The organism is Acidovorax delafieldii (genome assembly GCF_007993815.1).
Taxonomy (GTDB): Bacteria; Pseudomonadota; Gammaproteobacteria; order Burkholderiales; family Burkholderiaceae_C; genus Acidovorax; species Acidovorax delafieldii.
Genome location: NZ_VJWE01000011.1, coordinates 753,078 through 769,191 on the forward strand (window position 1 = coordinate 753,078; position 16,114 = coordinate 769,191).

General features: G+C 65.8%; 16 protein-coding genes. 9 read left to right on the plus strand and 7 right to left on the minus strand.

Annotated elements, in window-relative coordinates:
- Positions 1 to 351, plus strand: a complete 351-nt coding sequence (locus ATF69_RS06170; protein WP_056057483.1) for an antibiotic biosynthesis monooxygenase family protein — start codon at positions 1 to 3, stop codon at positions 349 to 351.
- A 36-nt stretch (positions 352 to 387) separates the two neighbouring features.
- On the opposite strand, the gene ATF69_RS06175 is transcribed toward ATF69_RS06170, so the two are convergent.
- Entirely contained in the window at positions 388 to 717 is a 330-nt protein-coding gene (locus tag ATF69_RS06175) for a hypothetical protein (protein ID WP_146870217.1), read from the minus strand.
- A gap of 108 nt (positions 718 to 825) precedes the next feature.
- Entirely contained in the window at positions 826 to 2,178 is a 1,353-nt protein-coding gene (locus ATF69_RS06180; RefSeq protein WP_099731499.1) for an ammonium transporter, read from the minus strand.
- A 352-nt stretch (positions 2,179 to 2,530) separates the two neighbouring features.
- On the opposite strand from ATF69_RS06180, the gene ATF69_RS06185 reads away from it, so the two are divergent.
- From ATF69_RS06185 to ATF69_RS06205, 5 genes are all read left to right on the plus strand, one after another.
- Positions 2,531 to 3,289, plus strand: a complete 759-nt coding sequence (locus tag ATF69_RS06185; protein WP_015012153.1) for a sulfite exporter TauE/SafE family protein — start codon at positions 2,531 to 2,533, stop codon at positions 3,287 to 3,289.
- 261 nt (positions 3,290 to 3,550) lie between these two features.
- On the plus strand, positions 3,551 to 4,315 hold the full coding sequence (locus tag ATF69_RS06190; RefSeq protein WP_056057476.1) for an ABC transporter substrate-binding protein: 765 nt from the start codon (positions 3,551 to 3,553) through the stop codon (positions 4,313 to 4,315).
- Positions 4,316 to 4,442: 127 nt separating this feature from the next.
- Positions 4,443 to 5,225: an amino acid ABC transporter permease gene (locus ATF69_RS06195; protein WP_056057473.1), complete on the plus strand. Its 783-nt coding sequence runs from the start codon at positions 4,443 to 4,445 to the stop codon at positions 5,223 to 5,225.
- Positions 5,222 to 5,974: an amino acid ABC transporter ATP-binding protein gene (locus ATF69_RS06200; RefSeq protein ID WP_146870218.1), complete on the plus strand. Its 753-nt coding sequence runs from the start codon at positions 5,222 to 5,224 to the stop codon at positions 5,972 to 5,974. Before ATF69_RS06195 ends, ATF69_RS06200 begins: the two co-directional genes overlap by 4 nt.
- 96 nt (positions 5,975 to 6,070) lie before the next feature.
- The gene (locus ATF69_RS06205; RefSeq protein WP_056057465.1) at positions 6,071 to 6,958 is read left to right on the plus strand and encodes a DMT family transporter; all 888 of its coding nucleotides are present in this window, start codon (positions 6,071 to 6,073) and stop codon (positions 6,956 to 6,958) included.
- 85 nt (positions 6,959 to 7,043) lie between these two features.
- Here the strand turns inward: ATF69_RS06205 and mrdA are convergent, their stop codons facing one another.
- The 4 genes from mrdA to ATF69_RS06225 form a co-directional block, all read right to left on the minus strand.
- Positions 7,044 to 8,984 carry a penicillin-binding protein 2 gene (gene mrdA, locus ATF69_RS06210; protein ID WP_146870219.1) on the minus strand — a complete coding sequence of 647 codons (1,941 nt, stop codon included), beginning with the start codon at positions 8,982 to 8,984 and terminating at the stop codon, positions 7,044 to 7,046.
- A 181-nt stretch (positions 8,985 to 9,165) separates the two neighbouring features.
- Positions 9,166 to 9,684 carry a rod shape-determining protein MreD gene (gene mreD, locus ATF69_RS06215; protein WP_056057460.1) on the minus strand — a complete coding sequence of 173 codons (519 nt, stop codon included), beginning with the start codon at positions 9,682 to 9,684 and terminating at the stop codon, positions 9,166 to 9,168.
- 43 nt (positions 9,685 to 9,727) lie between these two features.
- Entirely contained in the window at positions 9,728 to 10,651 is a 924-nt protein-coding gene (mreC, locus tag ATF69_RS06220) for a rod shape-determining protein MreC (RefSeq protein WP_056742141.1), read from the minus strand.
- Positions 10,652 to 10,783: 132 nt separating this feature from the next.
- Positions 10,784 to 11,827, minus strand: a complete 1,044-nt coding sequence (locus ATF69_RS06225) for a rod shape-determining protein (RefSeq protein WP_008907364.1) — start codon at positions 11,825 to 11,827, stop codon at positions 10,784 to 10,786.
- A 207-nt stretch (positions 11,828 to 12,034) separates the two neighbouring features.
- On the opposite strand from ATF69_RS06225, the gene gatC reads away from it, so the two are divergent.
- The 3 genes from gatC to gatB are packed head-to-tail and all read left to right on the plus strand — an operon-like array spanning position 12,035 to position 15,290.
- Positions 12,035 to 12,334 (plus strand): Asp-tRNA(Asn)/Glu-tRNA(Gln) amidotransferase subunit GatC, encoded by a 300-nt coding sequence (gene gatC, locus ATF69_RS06230; RefSeq protein ID WP_008907365.1) that lies wholly within the window; start codon positions 12,035 to 12,037, stop codon positions 12,332 to 12,334.
- A gap of 12 nt (positions 12,335 to 12,346) precedes the next feature.
- Positions 12,347 to 13,840: an Asp-tRNA(Asn)/Glu-tRNA(Gln) amidotransferase subunit GatA gene (gene gatA / locus ATF69_RS06235; RefSeq protein ID WP_099731504.1), complete on the plus strand. Its 1,494-nt coding sequence runs from the start codon at positions 12,347 to 12,349 to the stop codon at positions 13,838 to 13,840.
- Position 13,841: 1 nt separating this feature from the next.
- Positions 13,842 to 15,290, plus strand: coding sequence for an Asp-tRNA(Asn)/Glu-tRNA(Gln) amidotransferase subunit GatB (gene gatB, locus ATF69_RS06240; protein WP_099731505.1), 1,449 nt, complete (start codon positions 13,842 to 13,844; stop codon positions 15,288 to 15,290).
- 130 nt (positions 15,291 to 15,420) lie between these two features.
- Here gatB and ATF69_RS06245 read toward each other — a convergent pair whose 3' ends face one another.
- Positions 15,421 to 16,098, minus strand: a complete 678-nt coding sequence (locus ATF69_RS06245) for a DUF4124 domain-containing protein (protein ID WP_056057449.1) — start codon at positions 16,096 to 16,098, stop codon at positions 15,421 to 15,423.
- Positions 16,099 to 16,114: the final 16 nt, after the last annotated feature.

A 16,114-nucleotide genomic window follows, 5' to 3' on the forward strand; every position in this document is an offset into this window, starting at 1 on the left:
ATGTACTCCTCCACTTTCATTTTTGCGACCAAACAGTTCGACGACGCCTTTCACCGCCTGGACGAGGCGATCGCCACCGCCGCCCGTTCCATCGACGGCTACCTGGGCGAGGAGTCCTGGACGGACACGGGCAACGGCCTGGTGTCCAACGTGTACTACTGGCAGTCGCTGGAAGCGCTGCAAACGCTGATGCAACACCCCGCGCACCTGAAGGCCAAGGCCGCGCAGGCGCAGTGGCTCAATGGCTACCAGGTGGTGATTGCGCAGGTGCTGCGCACCTACGGCGACAACCAGCTGACCGGGCTGCTGCCCACGGCCGGGCTGTTCACACAGGGCACTGCGCCCCACTGATCTTTGCAAGCCCCGGCGCCCAGGTCGCTGCAGCGTTCAGCGGATGCCGCCCACATAGCGCGGCACCTCGGGCGCGGGCTCGGGGGGCGATGCGGGGCGCGAGCGCACAGCCTGCGCCGCCACATCCAGCAGCGGACGGCGCGGCGCTGCAAGGGGAGTGGCGTGCAGGGCGTGCTCCAGGCGGTCGGCCCACTCGGCCAGATCGGGCGCGTTGTCATCCACAGCGCGCTGGCGCGCGAACCGCACGATCTCCTGCGCATAGTCGGCGTTGACCGCCATCCATTCGGTATCGGTCACGCGACCCGTTTTGCGCCGCAACAGCACATGCAGGTGGGCGGCAATTGCCAGCTTGTCGGAATCGGACATGGTCGGCTCCTTAATGCATTGGGGTCATCCATCGGACAGCACCTGCTTGCCCGCGTTGCGCAACGATGCGAGAGCGGGGAAGGCCTGCCGGGTCTCTCCGGGGCTCATTCAGCCGCCCAGGCGCTCGCGGTGCTGGGCAATGTCCAGCCCCGTCTGTTCGCTCTGTTCGTCCACCCGCAGGCCCATCGCAAAGTTGATGACCCACAGCAGCGCGGCCGTCACCACCAGGCTGTAGGCCGCCACGGCGCCCACGCCGATGGCCTGGGTCAGCAGACTGCCCGCCACCCCGCCCACAGTCTTGCTGGCCAGCACACCGGTGAGCAGTGACCCCACGATGCCGCCAACGCCATGCACGCCAAATACGTCGAGCGAGTCATCCACCCGCAGCAGCCGCTTGAGCCCCGTCGCGCCCCAGTAGCAGGCCAGCCCGGCCACCAGCCCAATCACCACGGCCGAGCGCAGCGTGACAAAACCGGCGGCAGGTGTGATGGCCACCAGCCCCGCCACCAGGCCGGAGCACAGCCCCAGCAGCGACGGGCGCCCGCGCACCACCCACTCACCCAGCATCCACGACAGCGCACCGGCCGCAGCGGCCAGGTGCGTCACTGCCATGGCCAGCCCGGCGCGCCCATCGGCCGCGACCGCAGAGCCCGCGTTGAAGCCAAACCAGCCCACCCACAGCATGCCCGCGCCCGCCATGGTGAGCCCCAGGTTGTAGGGCTCAAACGGCTCACGCCCATACCCCGCGCGGCGGCCCAGAAACCAGGCGCACACCAGCCCCGCGACGCCCGCATTCACGTGCACCACCGAGCCGCCCGCAAAATCCAGCGCGCCCATCTGCGCCAGCCAGCCACCCGGCTCCCACACCCAGTGCGCCACGGGCGCATAGACCACCAGTGTCCACAGGCTGATGAAGACGAGCATGGCCGAAAACCGCATGCGTTCCACAAACGCGCCCACCAGCAGCGCGGCCGTGATGATGGCAAAGGTGAGCTGGAACATCGCGTACACCGACTCCGGGATCAGCGGCGCAATGTGACTCACAGCCAGCTTGCCCGCCTCCAGCTGAAAGTCGAGCCCGGCAAAGCCAGCACGGTCCCAGCCGCCGAGCCAGGCGCTGCCCGGTGTGAAGGCCAGTGAATACCCCGCCGCAAACCACAGCAGGCTGACCAGCGCTGCAATGGCCACCACGCTGGCCATGGTGTTGAGCACGTTCTTCCTGCGCACCATGCCTGCGTAAAACAGCGCAATGCCTGGCAGCGTCATCAGCAGCACCAGGGCGGTGGAGGTCATCATCCAGCCGGTATGGGCTGCATTCACCGTGTCCTGGGCCACCAAGGCGGGGCGCGTGAGGGGCGCCGCGACTGCAGGAGCCTCTGGCACGCCCTGGGCCAGCGCGCAGGTGCAAAGCCCCAGACACAACGACACGACCGCAAACACCCGGTGGTTGACTGCACGCATGCACGCTCCCTTTCGCAATTTGTTACAAGCGCATTGCACGAGCCATGCCAGCCAGATGCCACCGAATCGGGGCACCGGGCGCCCCCACAAGCCGTCCGGCGCCCAACAACGGGGGGCGGGAAACCCCCAATGCACCAGCAGGGTGCAGCCGTTACAGTCACGGCACTCGAAAGCGCGCTTCGGTGTGCCAAGCGAGGGGCCCGAGGAGACAACCTTTCTACCAAGAACCACATTCAAAACACCCAACGAGGTGTGAACCCTTTCAGGCGCTGGCGATCCCAGCGCCTTTTTCTTGCCCGCTCGATCCAGAGCGGTCCTGAATCGATAGCAGGCCCGGTGCGACAATCCTGCGATGGAATGGATTTTGATGACCCTGGCCTCGCTGCTCGCGGGCTTTGTGGATGCGATCGTGGGAGGCGGTGGACTGGTGATGGTGCCCGCGCTGTTTGCAGCTTTTCCGGGGGCGCCCCCAGCCACCCTGCTGGGCACCAACAAGGCGGCCTCGGTCTGGGGCACCGCCATGGCCACCTGGCAATACAGCCGCAAGGTGCAGATCCGCTGGTCGGCCATGCTGCCTGCTGCTGCCGCCGGTTTTGCGGGCTCGTTCGTGGGCGCCTGGGCCGTGACCGTGGTGTCGGCCGACTTCCTGCGCAAGCTGCTGCCCCTGGTGCTGCTGGGCGTGTTGCTCTACACCCTGGCCAAGAAGGAGCTGGGGCGGCACCACACCCCCCGGTTTGCGGGCCGGGCCGAGGTGATCGCCGCCTGCCTGATTGGTGTGCTCATCGGCTTTTACGACGGGTTCTTTGGCCCGGGTACCGGCAGCTTCTTCGTCTTTTTGTTCGTGCGACTGCTGGGCTATGACTTTCTGAATGCGTCGGCGTCGGCCAAGCTGCTCAACTGCGCCACCAACATCGCCGCGATTGCGCTGTTTGCCGCCAAGGGCCATGTGTGGTGGCACTTTGCGGTGACGCTGGCCGTGGCCAACGTGCTGGGCAGCCTGCTCGGCACCCACATGGCGCTCAAGCATGGCACCGGCTTTGTGCGGGGCATCTTCATCGTGGTGGTGAGCACCCTGATCCTGAAGACGGGGTACGACGCCTTTCTGCGGTAGGCCTGCTCTTCACGCACCGGGTGTCGGTCGCCAGGGTGGCACCCAACTTGCAACGCCCCGCAAGGCCTACCACCAGGGCGCCCCGAGGTCATCGGGGTTGCCCTGCATGGCCCGAATGTGAACGCGCGTCCTATAATTTCCGCACGTTTCCGTTTGATGACGAGGCCCATCGCCAATGGCGATGTCCGCATCCACCCGCTCCGGCCTGCCTACCCGCAGGCCGGATTTTTTGTACCTGAACCACCCCCACAGGAACCTGTCATGCAATTTTTCAAGTCTGCCGTTGTCACCGCCGTGGCGCTGTGCGCTGCCCTCGCCGTCCAGGCCCGCACGCTGGACGAAGTCAAGAAGGACGGCAAGATCATCGTGGCCACCGAGGGCCAGTTCGCTCCCTTCAACTATTTCGAAGGCACCAAGCTGACGGGTTTTGAGGTGGAAGTGGCGGAGCTGGTGGTCAAGAAGATGGGCCTGAAGCTCGAATGGAAGACCCTGGGCTTTGACGCCCTGCTGACCGGCCTGGGCCAGAACCGCTGGGACGCCGTGATCGCCTCGCACGGTGTGACCGACGAGCGCTCCAAGGCCGTGACCTTTGCCAACCCCCATTACTGCTCGGGCGGCATCATCGTGGCCATGGACGACAAGATCCGCAACGCCAAGGACCTGACCGGCAAGGTCGTGGCCGTGCAAACCGGCACCAGCTACCTGGAGCAGGTCAAGAAGGTCAGCGGCGTGAAGGAAGTGAAGAACTTCCCGCAAGACACCGACGCCCAGCGTGCCCTGATCTCCAAGCGCGTGGACGCCTGGGTCAGCGACAAGTTCGTGGCCAAGGAAGCCGCTGCCAAGAACGCCAAGGCCGGCTTCAAGCTGGGCGACATGCTGTTCATCGAGCGCATCGCCCCCGCCATGGCCAAGGGCAACACCGGCCTGGCCGATGCCTGGAACAAGGCGTTCACCGAAGTGCTGGCCGATGGCAGCTACGCCGCCGTCTCCAAGAAGTATTTCAACGAAGACGTGCGCTGCAATTGATATGACGGCACATGGGGTGCGCAGAAGGCCGGGAGCCTCTGCGCACCTTTTGCCTTTTGTGGCGGCGCAGGCCAATGTCCCTGCCGCCCACCCGATTTCCAACCAAGACCTTCTGGTCGTCTGATCCATGCTTCTCGCTCTTTGGCCACAAAGCTGGTCCCGACAGCAGCGCAGCAATGCCACGCTGGTCGCTGCACTGGTGGTGATGGTGCTGGCCCTCTCGTTGCTGGGCCAATTGCTGTCGTTCTTCCCTGACCCCATCGGACCCAATGCCCAGGCGTTTTCTGAAGGTGCGCGCACCACGCTGTGGCTCACGCTGGTCAGCGGTGCCGTGGGCCTGGTGCTGGGCACAGCTGCGGCGCTGGCCCGCACCGCCCGCTGGACGCCCGTGCGCTGGATTGCTGGCGTGTACATCTGGGCCATTCGCGGCACACCGCTCTTGGTGCAGATCCTGTTTGTGTACTTTGCGCTGCCGGTGCTGGTGCCAGGGCTGAACCTGCCCGACTTTGCCGCCGCCGTCGTGGCGTTGGGACTCAATGTGGGCGCCTACAACGCCGAAGCGCTGCGCGCGGGCCTACTGGCCGTGCCACGCGGTCAGACCGAGGCCGCCCGGGCGCTGGGCCTGGGCCGCATGCATGTGTTCATGGACGTGGTGTTTCCGCAGGCGTTCAAGATCTCATTGCCGCCGCTGGTGAGCAACTTTGTGGCGCTGCTCAAGGACTCTTCGCTGGCCTACGCGATCGGCGTGGTGGAGCTGACCAACGTGGGCAACCGCATCCAGTCGGCCACGTTCCAGCCCATCGCCACGCTGACCACGGTGGCCATCACCTACCTGCTGCTGACCACACTGGTCACACAGATCTCCAACGCCGTCGAGTACCGCTTTGACGTGGAGGGCCGCAACCAATGAACTCCAACGTTCCACCCAAGCCCTACATCGTGGCCGAGCGCGTGTGCAAGTCGTTTGGCGCGCACCAGGTGCTCAAGGACGTGTCCACCGTGTTCCACACCGGCGAGGTGACGGTGATCATTGGCGCCTCGGGCTCGGGCAAGAGCACCCTGCTGCGCGCCATCAACCGCCTGGAGCCCCACGACAGCGGGCGCATCACCATCGATGGCGTGGAGGTGTGTGACGACCTCACCACCCTGCAGCGCCAGCGCTGCGAGGTGGGCATGGTGTTTCAGCAGTTCAACCTGTTCGGCCACATGAGCGTGCTGGACAACGTGACGCTGGCGCCCCGCCGCATTCGCCGCACCCCGCGCACCCAGGCCAACGACGAGGCCATGCAGCTGCTGCGCCGCGTGGGCATGCAGGACCATTCGCACAAGTACCCCTGGCAGCTGTCGGGCGGGCAGCAGCAGCGGGTGGCCATTGCACGGGCGCTGGCCATGGCTCCGAAGGTGATGCTGTTTGACGAGCCCACATCGGCCCTCGACCCCGAGATGGTCAAGGAAGTGCTGGACGTGATGCGCGGCCTGGCCCGTGGCGGCATGACCATGATCGTGGTGACCCACGAGATGGGCTTTGCGCGCGAGGTGGCCGACCGGGTGATGTTCTTCGACCAGGGTCGTATCGCGCACGATGCGCCGCCGCAGGAGTTCTTCAGCAACCCGGCCAACGACCGCATCCGCGCGTTCCTGGGCCAGGTCAGCCACTGAACGGGCACGCTGCACACTCTGCAAAGCAGAGGCCACCGGGCAACCGGTGGCCCTTTTTCTTTGAACACGTTCTTGTTGGTTTGGAGAATTCTTCCAATGCGTACTGAACGCTGGGGCCTGATGGCCCTGCTGGCTGTGACCGTGGTGTGGGGCACCACCTTCCCGGCGATGAAACTGCTCTCGGCGCACCTCGACGCACTGCAGATCATCTGGCTGCGGTTTGTGATCGCACTGCTGGTGCTGGCGCCGCTGTGGCGCGGCATGCTGCGCCACGAGCGGCGCTGGGGCTGCGCGCTGGGGTTGCTGCTGTTCCTGGCGTTCTGGCTGCAGATCGAGGGCCTCGCACGCACCAGCAGCAACCGCAATGCCTTTGTCACCGGGCTCAACGTGCTGGTGGTGCCGCTGATCGCGATGGCAGCGCTGGGGCGGCGCTACGGCTGGCGGTTGTGGGGCGCCTGCGTGATGGCGCTGGCAGGCATGGCGCTGATGTTCCACGAGAACGAGCCCTGGAACCTGGGCGATACGCTGACGCTGGCCAGCACCGTGTTCTATGCGCTGTACATCCTGGCGCTGGAGGAATGCGCGCGCCGCACGGCCGCACAGCCCCTGCGTGCCACCCGCATGGCCGCCGCGCAGGCCACAGTGATGGCACTGGCCTCCACTGCGCTGTTGCTGGTGCAAAGCGGCAACATGGAGTGGCTGCACTCTGCCGCCCAGCTGCCGGTGGACGCCTTGCTGGCCTTGCTGTACCTGGGCCTGCTGGCCAGCGTGGTGGTGGTGACGCTGCAGGCCTGGGGCCAGCAGCGCGTGGACGCCATGCGCAGCGCCATCGTGTTCGGGCTGGAGCCGGTGTTTGCCGCACTCACGGCGTGGATGTTGCTGGGCGAGCAGCTGGGCTGGGCCGGGCTGAGCGGGGCGGCGCTGATTGTGGCGGCGCTGGTGTTCAGCCAGCTTCAGCCGTCACCGCGCGCCGCCGGTGCCTAGCAGGCGCTTTTGAAGCAAAAACAGCTTGTAGCGCTAGTCGATATTGCGTCAACAGCTATCAATTTAAGAGCAATCCAGTGCCAGATCAAGGAGTGACCAACGGCACCTCGCTGGCCTTGCGGGGCTTGCCCATGGGCGCACTGGCCAGGCCCTTTTGTACGGCGGCGATGTCTTCTTCGCTGGGGTACTCGCCCAGCAGCCAATAGTCAAACACGCGCCGCGCAATCGGGGCGGCGTGGGCAGCCCCAAAGCCTGCGTTCTCCACAATGGCGGCCAGGGCGATGGTGGGGTTCTCGGCCGGGGCAAAGGCCGCAAACAGCGAGTGATCGCGCTGGTGCTCCTCCAGCGCCTTGGCGTTGTACTTCACGTTCTGGCCCATGGTCACGGCCTGGGCGGTGCCCGTCTTGCCGGCCGAGGTGTAGGGCGCGCCCATGAACACCCGCGTGCCCGTGCCGCCTTTGTTCACCGCCACCAGGGCATTGCGCACCAGCTCCACGTTTTTGGCCTGGTAACCCAGGTTGATGCCAGGGGGCTGCACGATCTCGGTGATGGCGCCGGTGACCGCATTCTTCACTGCCTTGGCCATGTGGGGGCGATAGCGGATGCCCCCGTTGGCCAGCGTGGCCTCGGCCAGTGCCAGCTGCAGCATCGTGAAATTGTTGTAGCCCTGCCCAATGCCCAGCGACACCGTTTCGCCCGGGAACCAGCGTTTCATGTCGGCGCGTTTGTAGGTGTTGCGCTTCCACTCGGTGCTGGGCAGCGTGCCCCGCACTTCGCCGTTGAGGTCGATGCCCGTGGACTGGCCGAAGCCCAGCGGCTTCATGAAGTCGTGGATGGCATCCACACCCATGTCCACGGCCAGCGAATAAAAGTAGGTGTTGCTGGAGAACTGGATGGCGCGGTGCATGTCCACGCCCCCCAGCCCGCCCTCGTGGCTGCGGAAGGTGTGGCCGCCAAAGGTGTAAAAGCCGGGGTCGTTCACCACCAGGCTGGGCGAGCGCTTGTTCAGCTGCAACGCCGCCAGCGCCATGAAGGGCTTGTAGGTGGAGCCGGGCGGGTAGGTGCCGCGCAGGGCGCGGTTGAGCAGCGGCTTGTCGATGGACTCATTGAGCGCGGCCCAGTTTTCGGCGTCAATGCCTTCGACAAACAGATTGGGGTCGAAGGTGGGCTTGCTCACCAGCGCCAGGATCTCGCCATTGCGCGGGTCGATCGCCACCAGCGCTCCGCGGCGGCTGCCATAAAGCTCTTCAATGAGTTTTTGCAGCTTGATGTCGATGGACAGCATCACGCTGTCGCCGGGGGTGGCGGCGTGGCTGGAGAGCTTGCGCACGGCGCGGCCACCCGCCGAGGTTTCCATCTGCTCCACACCTGTCGCGCCATGCAGGGCCGACTCGAAACTGTGCTCGATGCCGAGCTTGCCGATGTACTCCGTGCCCCGGTAGTTGGCCTCGTCCTCCGAGTCCTGGATACGGGCCTTCTCGGTCTGGTTGATGCGCCCGATGTAGCCAATCGCATGGCTGGCCACGTCGCCCAGCGGGTAGTTGCGAAACAGCCGCGCCTTGATGTCCACACCCGGAAAGCGGTAGCGCTGGGCGGTGAAACGCGCCACCTCCTGATCCGTCAGGCGGGTGCGGATGGGCAGGGATTCGAAGTTACGCGACTCTTCCATGAGCCGCTTGAAGCGGCGGCGGTCACGCGCCTGGATGTCCACCACCTTGGCCAGGGCATCGATGGTCTCGTCCAGCACGCCGGCACGCGAGGGCGTGATCTCCAGCGTATAGGCCGAATAGTTGGTGGCCAGCACCACGCCGTTGCGGTCCAGGATGAGCCCCCGGTTGGGCACGATGGGCACCACGGCCGTGCGGTTGCTCTCCGCCTGGGCTGCCAGGTCCTCATGGCGCACTACCTGCAGGTACACCAGACGCGCCGCCACCAGGCAGAACGCCGCCATCACCACCAGGCCCACCACCACGGCGCGCACCCGGAACCGCGAGGCGTCGGCTTCGCTGCTGCGCACCTCGGTCATGGCCTCACCCCTGAAAACACGGCCCAGAAGCTGGCTGCCTGCGTGACTGGCGCGGCCCAGGCCAGGGGACGCCGAGCAAGGGTCGCCCCGCCGCGAGCGCGTCGCCGCCCTTCCCGCAGTGCGCAGCGCTGCGAGAGAAGGGGGAGGCAGCGCTGCCGCTCAGGGGGTTGTTGCCTCATGTTCACAACGGCCGGTTCTGGTCTTTGTCGGGCGGGCGGCGCTGGGGCGCCAGCAGCACCCAACTGGCCAGGGGCCACAGCAGCGCCTCCAGGAACGGTGCCAGAAAGCTCCAGAACCCTGGGAAAATTCCGCCCGCCGCCATGCGCAGCAGCAGCTCGATGGCATGGGCAACGGCAAACAGCGGAAACACCTGCAGCGCTTGCGACGGCACACTGAACCACAGCAAACGGCGGTGGATGGCGATGGCTCCGAACGACAGCACGGTGTAGGACAGCGCATGCTGGCCCAGCAGCGCAGACTGGCTCACGTCCATGCACAGGCCCAGCACAAAGGCCGCCCCCATGCCAATGCGCAGCGGCTGGTGCACGCCCCAGAACACCAGCAACACCATCAGCAGATCAGGCATCCACACCACGCGGCCCAGCGGCAGCATGTTGATGGCCAGACCCGCAGCCAGACTGGCCCAGATGAACACCGGGTTCACCGGCATCAGCAGGGGCTCACCCCGCGGCATGATCATCGCGAGCCTCCTTGTGTCGGGGTCATCGGGGCAAGGCGGCGGCTCATTTGCGGCCCCCGCGTTTGTTCGCGGGCGCGGCGGGGGCCGCATCCGGGCGGGGCAATTCGTTGTCGGCCAGGGGCTTGAGCACCACCACATGGCGCGCACCCTGCACCTGCGCCAAAGGCACGCAGTAGATGCGCGCAAACGCGGAGTCGGCACGGCGCTCCACCTTCACCACGCGCGCCACGGGCAGGCCCGGCGCATACAGGCCGTCCACGCCGCTGGTGGTCAGCAGGTCGTCTTCGCGGATGTCGGCGTTGGCGGGCATGAAGCGCAGCTCCATGCCACCACCATGGCCCGCCACCGGGTCGCCATAGGCCACGCCGCGCACGCCGGTGCGGATGTTCAGCACCGGAATCGCCTGGTCACGGTCCACCAGCAGCGTGACTTCGCTGACCAGAGGAAACACACGGGTGACCTGGCCCAGCACGCCGGCCTCGTCCATCACCGGAGCGCCCAGCTCCACGCCGCCCAGCTGCCCCCGGTCCAGCACCACACGGCGCGTGTAGGGGTCTGCGGTGTCGTAGATGACTTCGGCCGCCTGTGCGGGGGTCTGGAGCCGGTCGCGCAGCTCCAGCAGTTTGCGCAGCCGCTGGTTTTCCATGGCCAGCTGGTCGGCCTGGTTGGCGCGCTGGCCCATCACGGTCATCTTCTTGCGGGCGGCATCCAGGTCTTCTTGCGCGGTTTGCAGCGACTGGAAATAGCTGCGCCCGTGGCTGGCGAACTCCACCGGCTGCAGCATGAGCCACTGCACCGGGTACAGCACCGTGGCCACGGCCTGACGGAAGGGGCCGGTAATCTGAAAGCGTGCGTCGGCCACCATGAGGAACAGCGCCAGCGCACTGAACACGGCCAAACGCGACAGGGCCGAAGGGCCCTGTTTGAAGAAAGGGGGAGCGCTGCGCTCCAGAGTACCCAAGGGCATGGTGCGCAGCGGTCAGGATCTGCCGCGGGGAGCGGGCTCCACGGGCGGGTGCTCAGAAACAAGCATTGGAGCAGGTGCAGTCATGCAATTCAGAGCGCAAAAAAAGTGCCTGCAGCATACAGGCCTGCCGACTTACTCGCTCGTGAAAATGCTGCCCAGGCGGTCCATGCGCTCCAGGGCGATACCGCAGCCGCGCACCACGCAGGTCAGCGGGTCTTCGGCCACCAGCACGGGCAGGCCGGTTTCTTCGGCCAGCAGGCGGTCCAGGTCGCGCAGCAACGCGCCGCCGCCGGTGAGCATCATGCCGCGGTCGGCAATGTCGGCACCCAACTCGGGGGGGGTTTGTTCCAGCGCGTTCTTCACGGCCGAGACGATCTGGTTCAGCGGGTCGGTCAGGGCTTCCAGCACTTCGTTAGAAGAAATGGTGAAGCTGCGTGGCACGCCTTCGGACAGATTGCGGCCCTTGACTTCCATCTCGCGCACTTCAGAGCCCGGGAAGGCCGAGCCGATGTTCTTCTTGATGGCTTCGGCGGTGGGCTCGCCAATCAGCATGCCGTAGTTGCGGCGGATGTAGCTGATGATGGCTTCGTCGAACTTGTCGCCACCGACGCGCACACTGCCCTTGTAGACCATGCCGCCCAGCGAGATCACGCCGACTTCGGTGGTGCCGCCGCCGATGTCCACGACCATGGAGCCGCTGGCTTCCGACACCGGCAGGCCCGCGCCAATACCGGCGGCCATGGGCTCTTCGATCAGGTAGACCGCCGTGGCGCCTGCGGCCTCGGCCGCATCCTTGATGGCGCGGCGCTCGACCTGGGTGGAGCCGCAGGGCACGCAGATGATGATGCGCGGGCTGGGGGTGAACAGCGTGCGCGGGTGCACCATCTTGATGAACTGCTTGATCATCTGCTCGGTGATCACGAAGTCGGCGATCACGCCGTCCTTCATCGGGCGGATGGCTTCGATGTTGCCGGGCACCTTGCCCAGCATGGCCTTGGCCTCGTGGCCTACGGCCTGGATGACTTTCTTGCCATGGGGCCCGCCTTCGTGGCGGATGGCGACAACGGAGGGCTCGTCGAGCACGATGCCTTTGTCGCGGGCGAAGATGAGGGTGTTGGCTGTGCCAAGGTCAATGGCCAGGTCGGTGGAGAAATACCGACGGAAAGCTCCGAACATTCAAAAATCCTCTCGGGCACGGCATGCGCGTCGGCCTGCCATCGCCAGGTATTCAGGGGGGTGTTTATGGGCTTTTTTCACGCAATTGACTCCCATTCCAGGAGCTTTGCGGCAAAGCCGGGATAATACCCCATCCCCTGTGAATAACTCCCTCCGGCGCAGCCCGGATCACAGCTTTACTTCTGGTTTCTCTAGATTCTCCTCCCTATGGCACTGACCCCCCAGGACATCGGCCGCATTGCCAACTTGGCGCGGCTTGAGCTGACGCCCTCCGAAAGTGAGCGCATGCTCACGCAGCTCAATGGCTTCTTTGACATCGTGGAACAGATGCGGGCTGTGGATACCTCGGGCGTCACGCCCCTGGCCCACCCCGTCGCAGCTATCCAGGACGTGGCCCTGCGGCTGCGCGAGGACGTGGCCAGCGAGCCCAACCAGCGTGAAGCCAACCAGCAAAGCGCCCCCGCCGTCGAACGAGGCCTGTTCCTCGTGCCCAAAGTGATCGAGTAAGAGCCCCGCCGCATGACTTCCACCGCATTGCATGACCTGGGCGTGGCCCAGCTGGCCACCGAGCTGCGCGAGCGCCGCGTCTCGGCCGTCGAGGCCGCCCAGCATTTCCTCGCCCGCGCGCAGGCCCACCAGAACCTGGGCGCCTACGTGGCCGTGAACCCGGACATCACCCTGGCCCAGGCCCGCGCCCAGGACGCCGCCATTGCCGCAGGCACCGCCGGCCCGCTGGCGGGCGTGCCAATCGCGCACAAGGACATCTTTGTCACCAAAGGTTTCCCCAGCACCGCAGGCTCGAAGATGCTCGCGGGTTACCAGTCGCCCTTTGATGCCACCGTGGTCACCAAGCTGGCCGACTCTGGCGCCGTGACGCTGGGCAAGCTCAACTGCGACGAGTTCGCCATGGGCTCGGCCAACGAGAACTCCGCCGTCGCCCCCATGGGCTTTGACGCCCCCGCCCCGGTGCGCAACCCCTGGGCCACAGACCGTATCCCCGGCGGCTCGTCCGGCGGCAGCGCCGTGGCCGTGGCCGCGCGCCTGGCCCCGGCCGTCACCGGCACCGACACCGGCGGCTCCATCCGCCAGCCCGCGTCGTTCTGTGGCATCACCGGCATCAAGCCCACCTATGGCCGCGCCAGTCGTTACGGGATGATCGCGTTTGCCTCCAGCCTCGACCAGGCCGGCCCCATGGCCCGCTCGGCCGAAGACTGCGCGCTGTTGCTGTCCGCCATGTGCGGCCCGGACCCGGACCGCGACTCCACCAGCCTGGACGTGCCCGCAGAGAACTTCAGCGCCAAGCTCAACGACAGCATCGATGGCCTGCGCATCGGCGTCCCGGCCGAGTTCTTTGGCGAAGGCCTGGCGCCCGATGTGCGCGCCGCCGTAGATGGTGCCCTGAAGGAATACGAGAAGCTCGGCGCCAAGCTCGTGCCCATCAGCCTGCCGCGCACGCAGCTGTCCATTCCGGTCTACTACATCATTGCTCCGGCCGAGGCGTCGTCCAACCTCTCCCGCTTTGACGGCGTGAAGTTTGGCCACCGCGCCAAGGACTACACCGACCTGGTGGACATGTACAAGAAGACTCGCGCCGAAGGTTTTGGCGACGAGGTCAAGCGCCGCATCATGATCGGTGCCTATGTGCTGAGCCATGGCTACTACGACGCCTACTACCTGCAGGCGCAGAAGATCCGCCGCATGATCGCCGACGACTTCCAGAACGCGTTCAAGAGCTGTGACGTCATCGCCGGCCCCGTGGCCCCCACGGTGGCCTGGAAGCTGGGCGACCACGGCAACGACCCGCTGGCAGACTACCTAGCCGACATCTTCACCCTGCCCGGCTCGCTGGCCGGCCTGCCCGGCATGAGCGTGCCCGCCGGTTTTGGCGAGGGCGGCATGCCCGTCGGCCTGCAGCTGCTGGGCAACTACTTCCAGGAAGCCCGCCTTCTGAACGCTGCGCACCGCCTGCAGCAAGCCACCGACTTCCACCTCCGCCGTCCGGAGGGCTTCTGACATGACCGCCAAACTGATCCATGGCTACGAAGTCGTCATCGGCTTCGAAACCCACACCCAGCTCGCAACCCAGAGCAAGATCTTCAGCCGTGCTCCCACCGCCTTTGGCGCCGAGCCCAACACGCAAGCTTGCGCAGTGGACCTGGCCCTGCCCGGCACCTTGCCGGTGATGAACCGCGAAGCCGTGGCCTGCGCTATCAAATTGGGACTGGCCCTCGGCTCCCACATTGCGCCCGTGAGCATTTTCGCGCGCAAGAACTACTTCTACCCCGATCTGCCCAAGGGTTACCAGATCAGCCAGTTCGAGATCCCGGTGGTGCAGGGCGGCGAGGTCGAGTTCTTTCTGGGCGACGAGAAGAAGACCGTGCGACTGGTGCGCGCCCACCTCGAAGAAGACGCCGGCAAATCGCTGCATGAAGACTTCATCGGCCAGAGTGGTATCGACCTGAACCGCGCGGGCACGCCGCTCCTGGAGATCGTGACCGAACCCGACATGCGCTCGTCCGAAGAGGCCGTCGCGTATGCCAAGGAGCTGCACAAGATCGTCACCTGGATCGGCATCTGCGACGGCAACATGCAGGAGGGCAGCTTCCGCTGCGATGCCAACGTGTCCGTGCGCAAGCCCGGCCAGCCGCTGGGCACGCGCCGCGAGATCAAGAACCTGAACTCGTTCAAGTTCATGCAGCAGGCCATCGACTACGAAATCCGCTGGCAGATCGAGCAGATCGAAGACGGCCACACGATCCAGCAGGCCACTGTGCTGTTCGACCCCGACACGGGCGAAACGCGCGCGATGCGCACCAAGGAAGACGCGGCGGACTACCGCTACTTTCCGGACCCCGACCTGCCTCCGCTACACATTTCAGAGCAGTGGGTGCAGGATGAACGTGCGCAAATGGCCGAATTGCCTCGTACCATGGCCGCACGTTTTGTGGCGGACTATGCCCTGCCCGAGTACGACGCCACCACGCTCACGCAGAGCAAAGCCATGGCGGCATACTTTGAAGCAGCCGCCAAAGCCTGCAGCCAGCCCAAGCTGGCCAGTAACTGGATCATGGGAGAGGTGTCGCGCCGCCTGAATATGGCGGAGACCGGTATCGAGCAAGCTCCTGTGACTGCAGCGCAGCTGGCCGCATTGATCGGCCGCATTGCCGACGGCACGATCTCCAACAACGCCGCCAAGCAGGTGTTTGATGCGCTGTGGACCGGAGAGTCGACCGAAGTGGATGCCGTCATCGAATCCAAGGGCCTCAAGCAGATGAACGACTCCGGCGCGCTGGAGAAGATCATCGACGAGGTGATTGCGGCCAACCCCGACAACGTGGCGCAGTTCCGTGCGGGCAAGGACAAGGCCTTCAACGCGCTGGTCGGCCAGATCATGAAGGCCAGCAAGGGCAAGGCCAATCCGACGCAGGTCAACGAACTGTTGCGCGCCAAGCTGGCGGGCTGACGCGCAAGCCGACTGGCAACAACACCAACAACAAAGGGCCGCGAGGCCCTTTGTTGTTTAGATCGTCTCAAATGGGGTGGTGGACGTCGTAGGCCAAGGGCAAGGGAATTGCGCCCCGCCCGCGCGGCCCTCACCGCGTGGCGGCTGGAGCGGAGGCGTCGCTGGCAGGCGTTGTGCCCGGCAGCGGCATGCGCTGCGCATCCCACAGCTTGCGCAGCTGGGCCAGCTCCACGTCAAAGCGCTGGTGCACGCGGCGCTTTTCCTGGTCCTGCCCGGCAATGAAGCGCTGCTGCTCGGCAATGCTGTCTTCGTTCTCGGCAATCTTGCGGCGCAGCGCCATGGGGGCTTTGTTGGGGTCCTTCTTGTAGAACTCCATCTCCACATCGAAGGCTTTGCGCTGCTGGGCCAGTTCGACCAGGCGCTTTTCGGCGGTGGCGGTCACGTCATCGACGAGCTGAATGGCCGCAGCGCGCTCCACATCGTGCGTGGCCTTGTCGGGATAGCGGGCCGTCAGCGCGCGCTCGCGGCGGCGTTCTTCCAGCTCGCGGGCACGGGCTTCGGCCTCCTTGCGGCGCTGCGCCTCTTGCGCGGCGCGTTCCTGCTCGGTCAGCGAGGGGCCAATTTGCCGCCGCACGATGCCCGAGGGCCCGAGTTCCCGCTGCTCGCGGTCGAGGCATTCGGCGATCGGACGGTCGGCCGTCAGACGCCGGCCATTGCGGTCCACGCAGGTGTAGATGCCGCCGGATGTCCCGGGGGCTTGCGCCCGCGCCCAATCAGCGCCCAGGGTGGCCAACAGAACCCCGCCCATGATCCACGCCGATTTG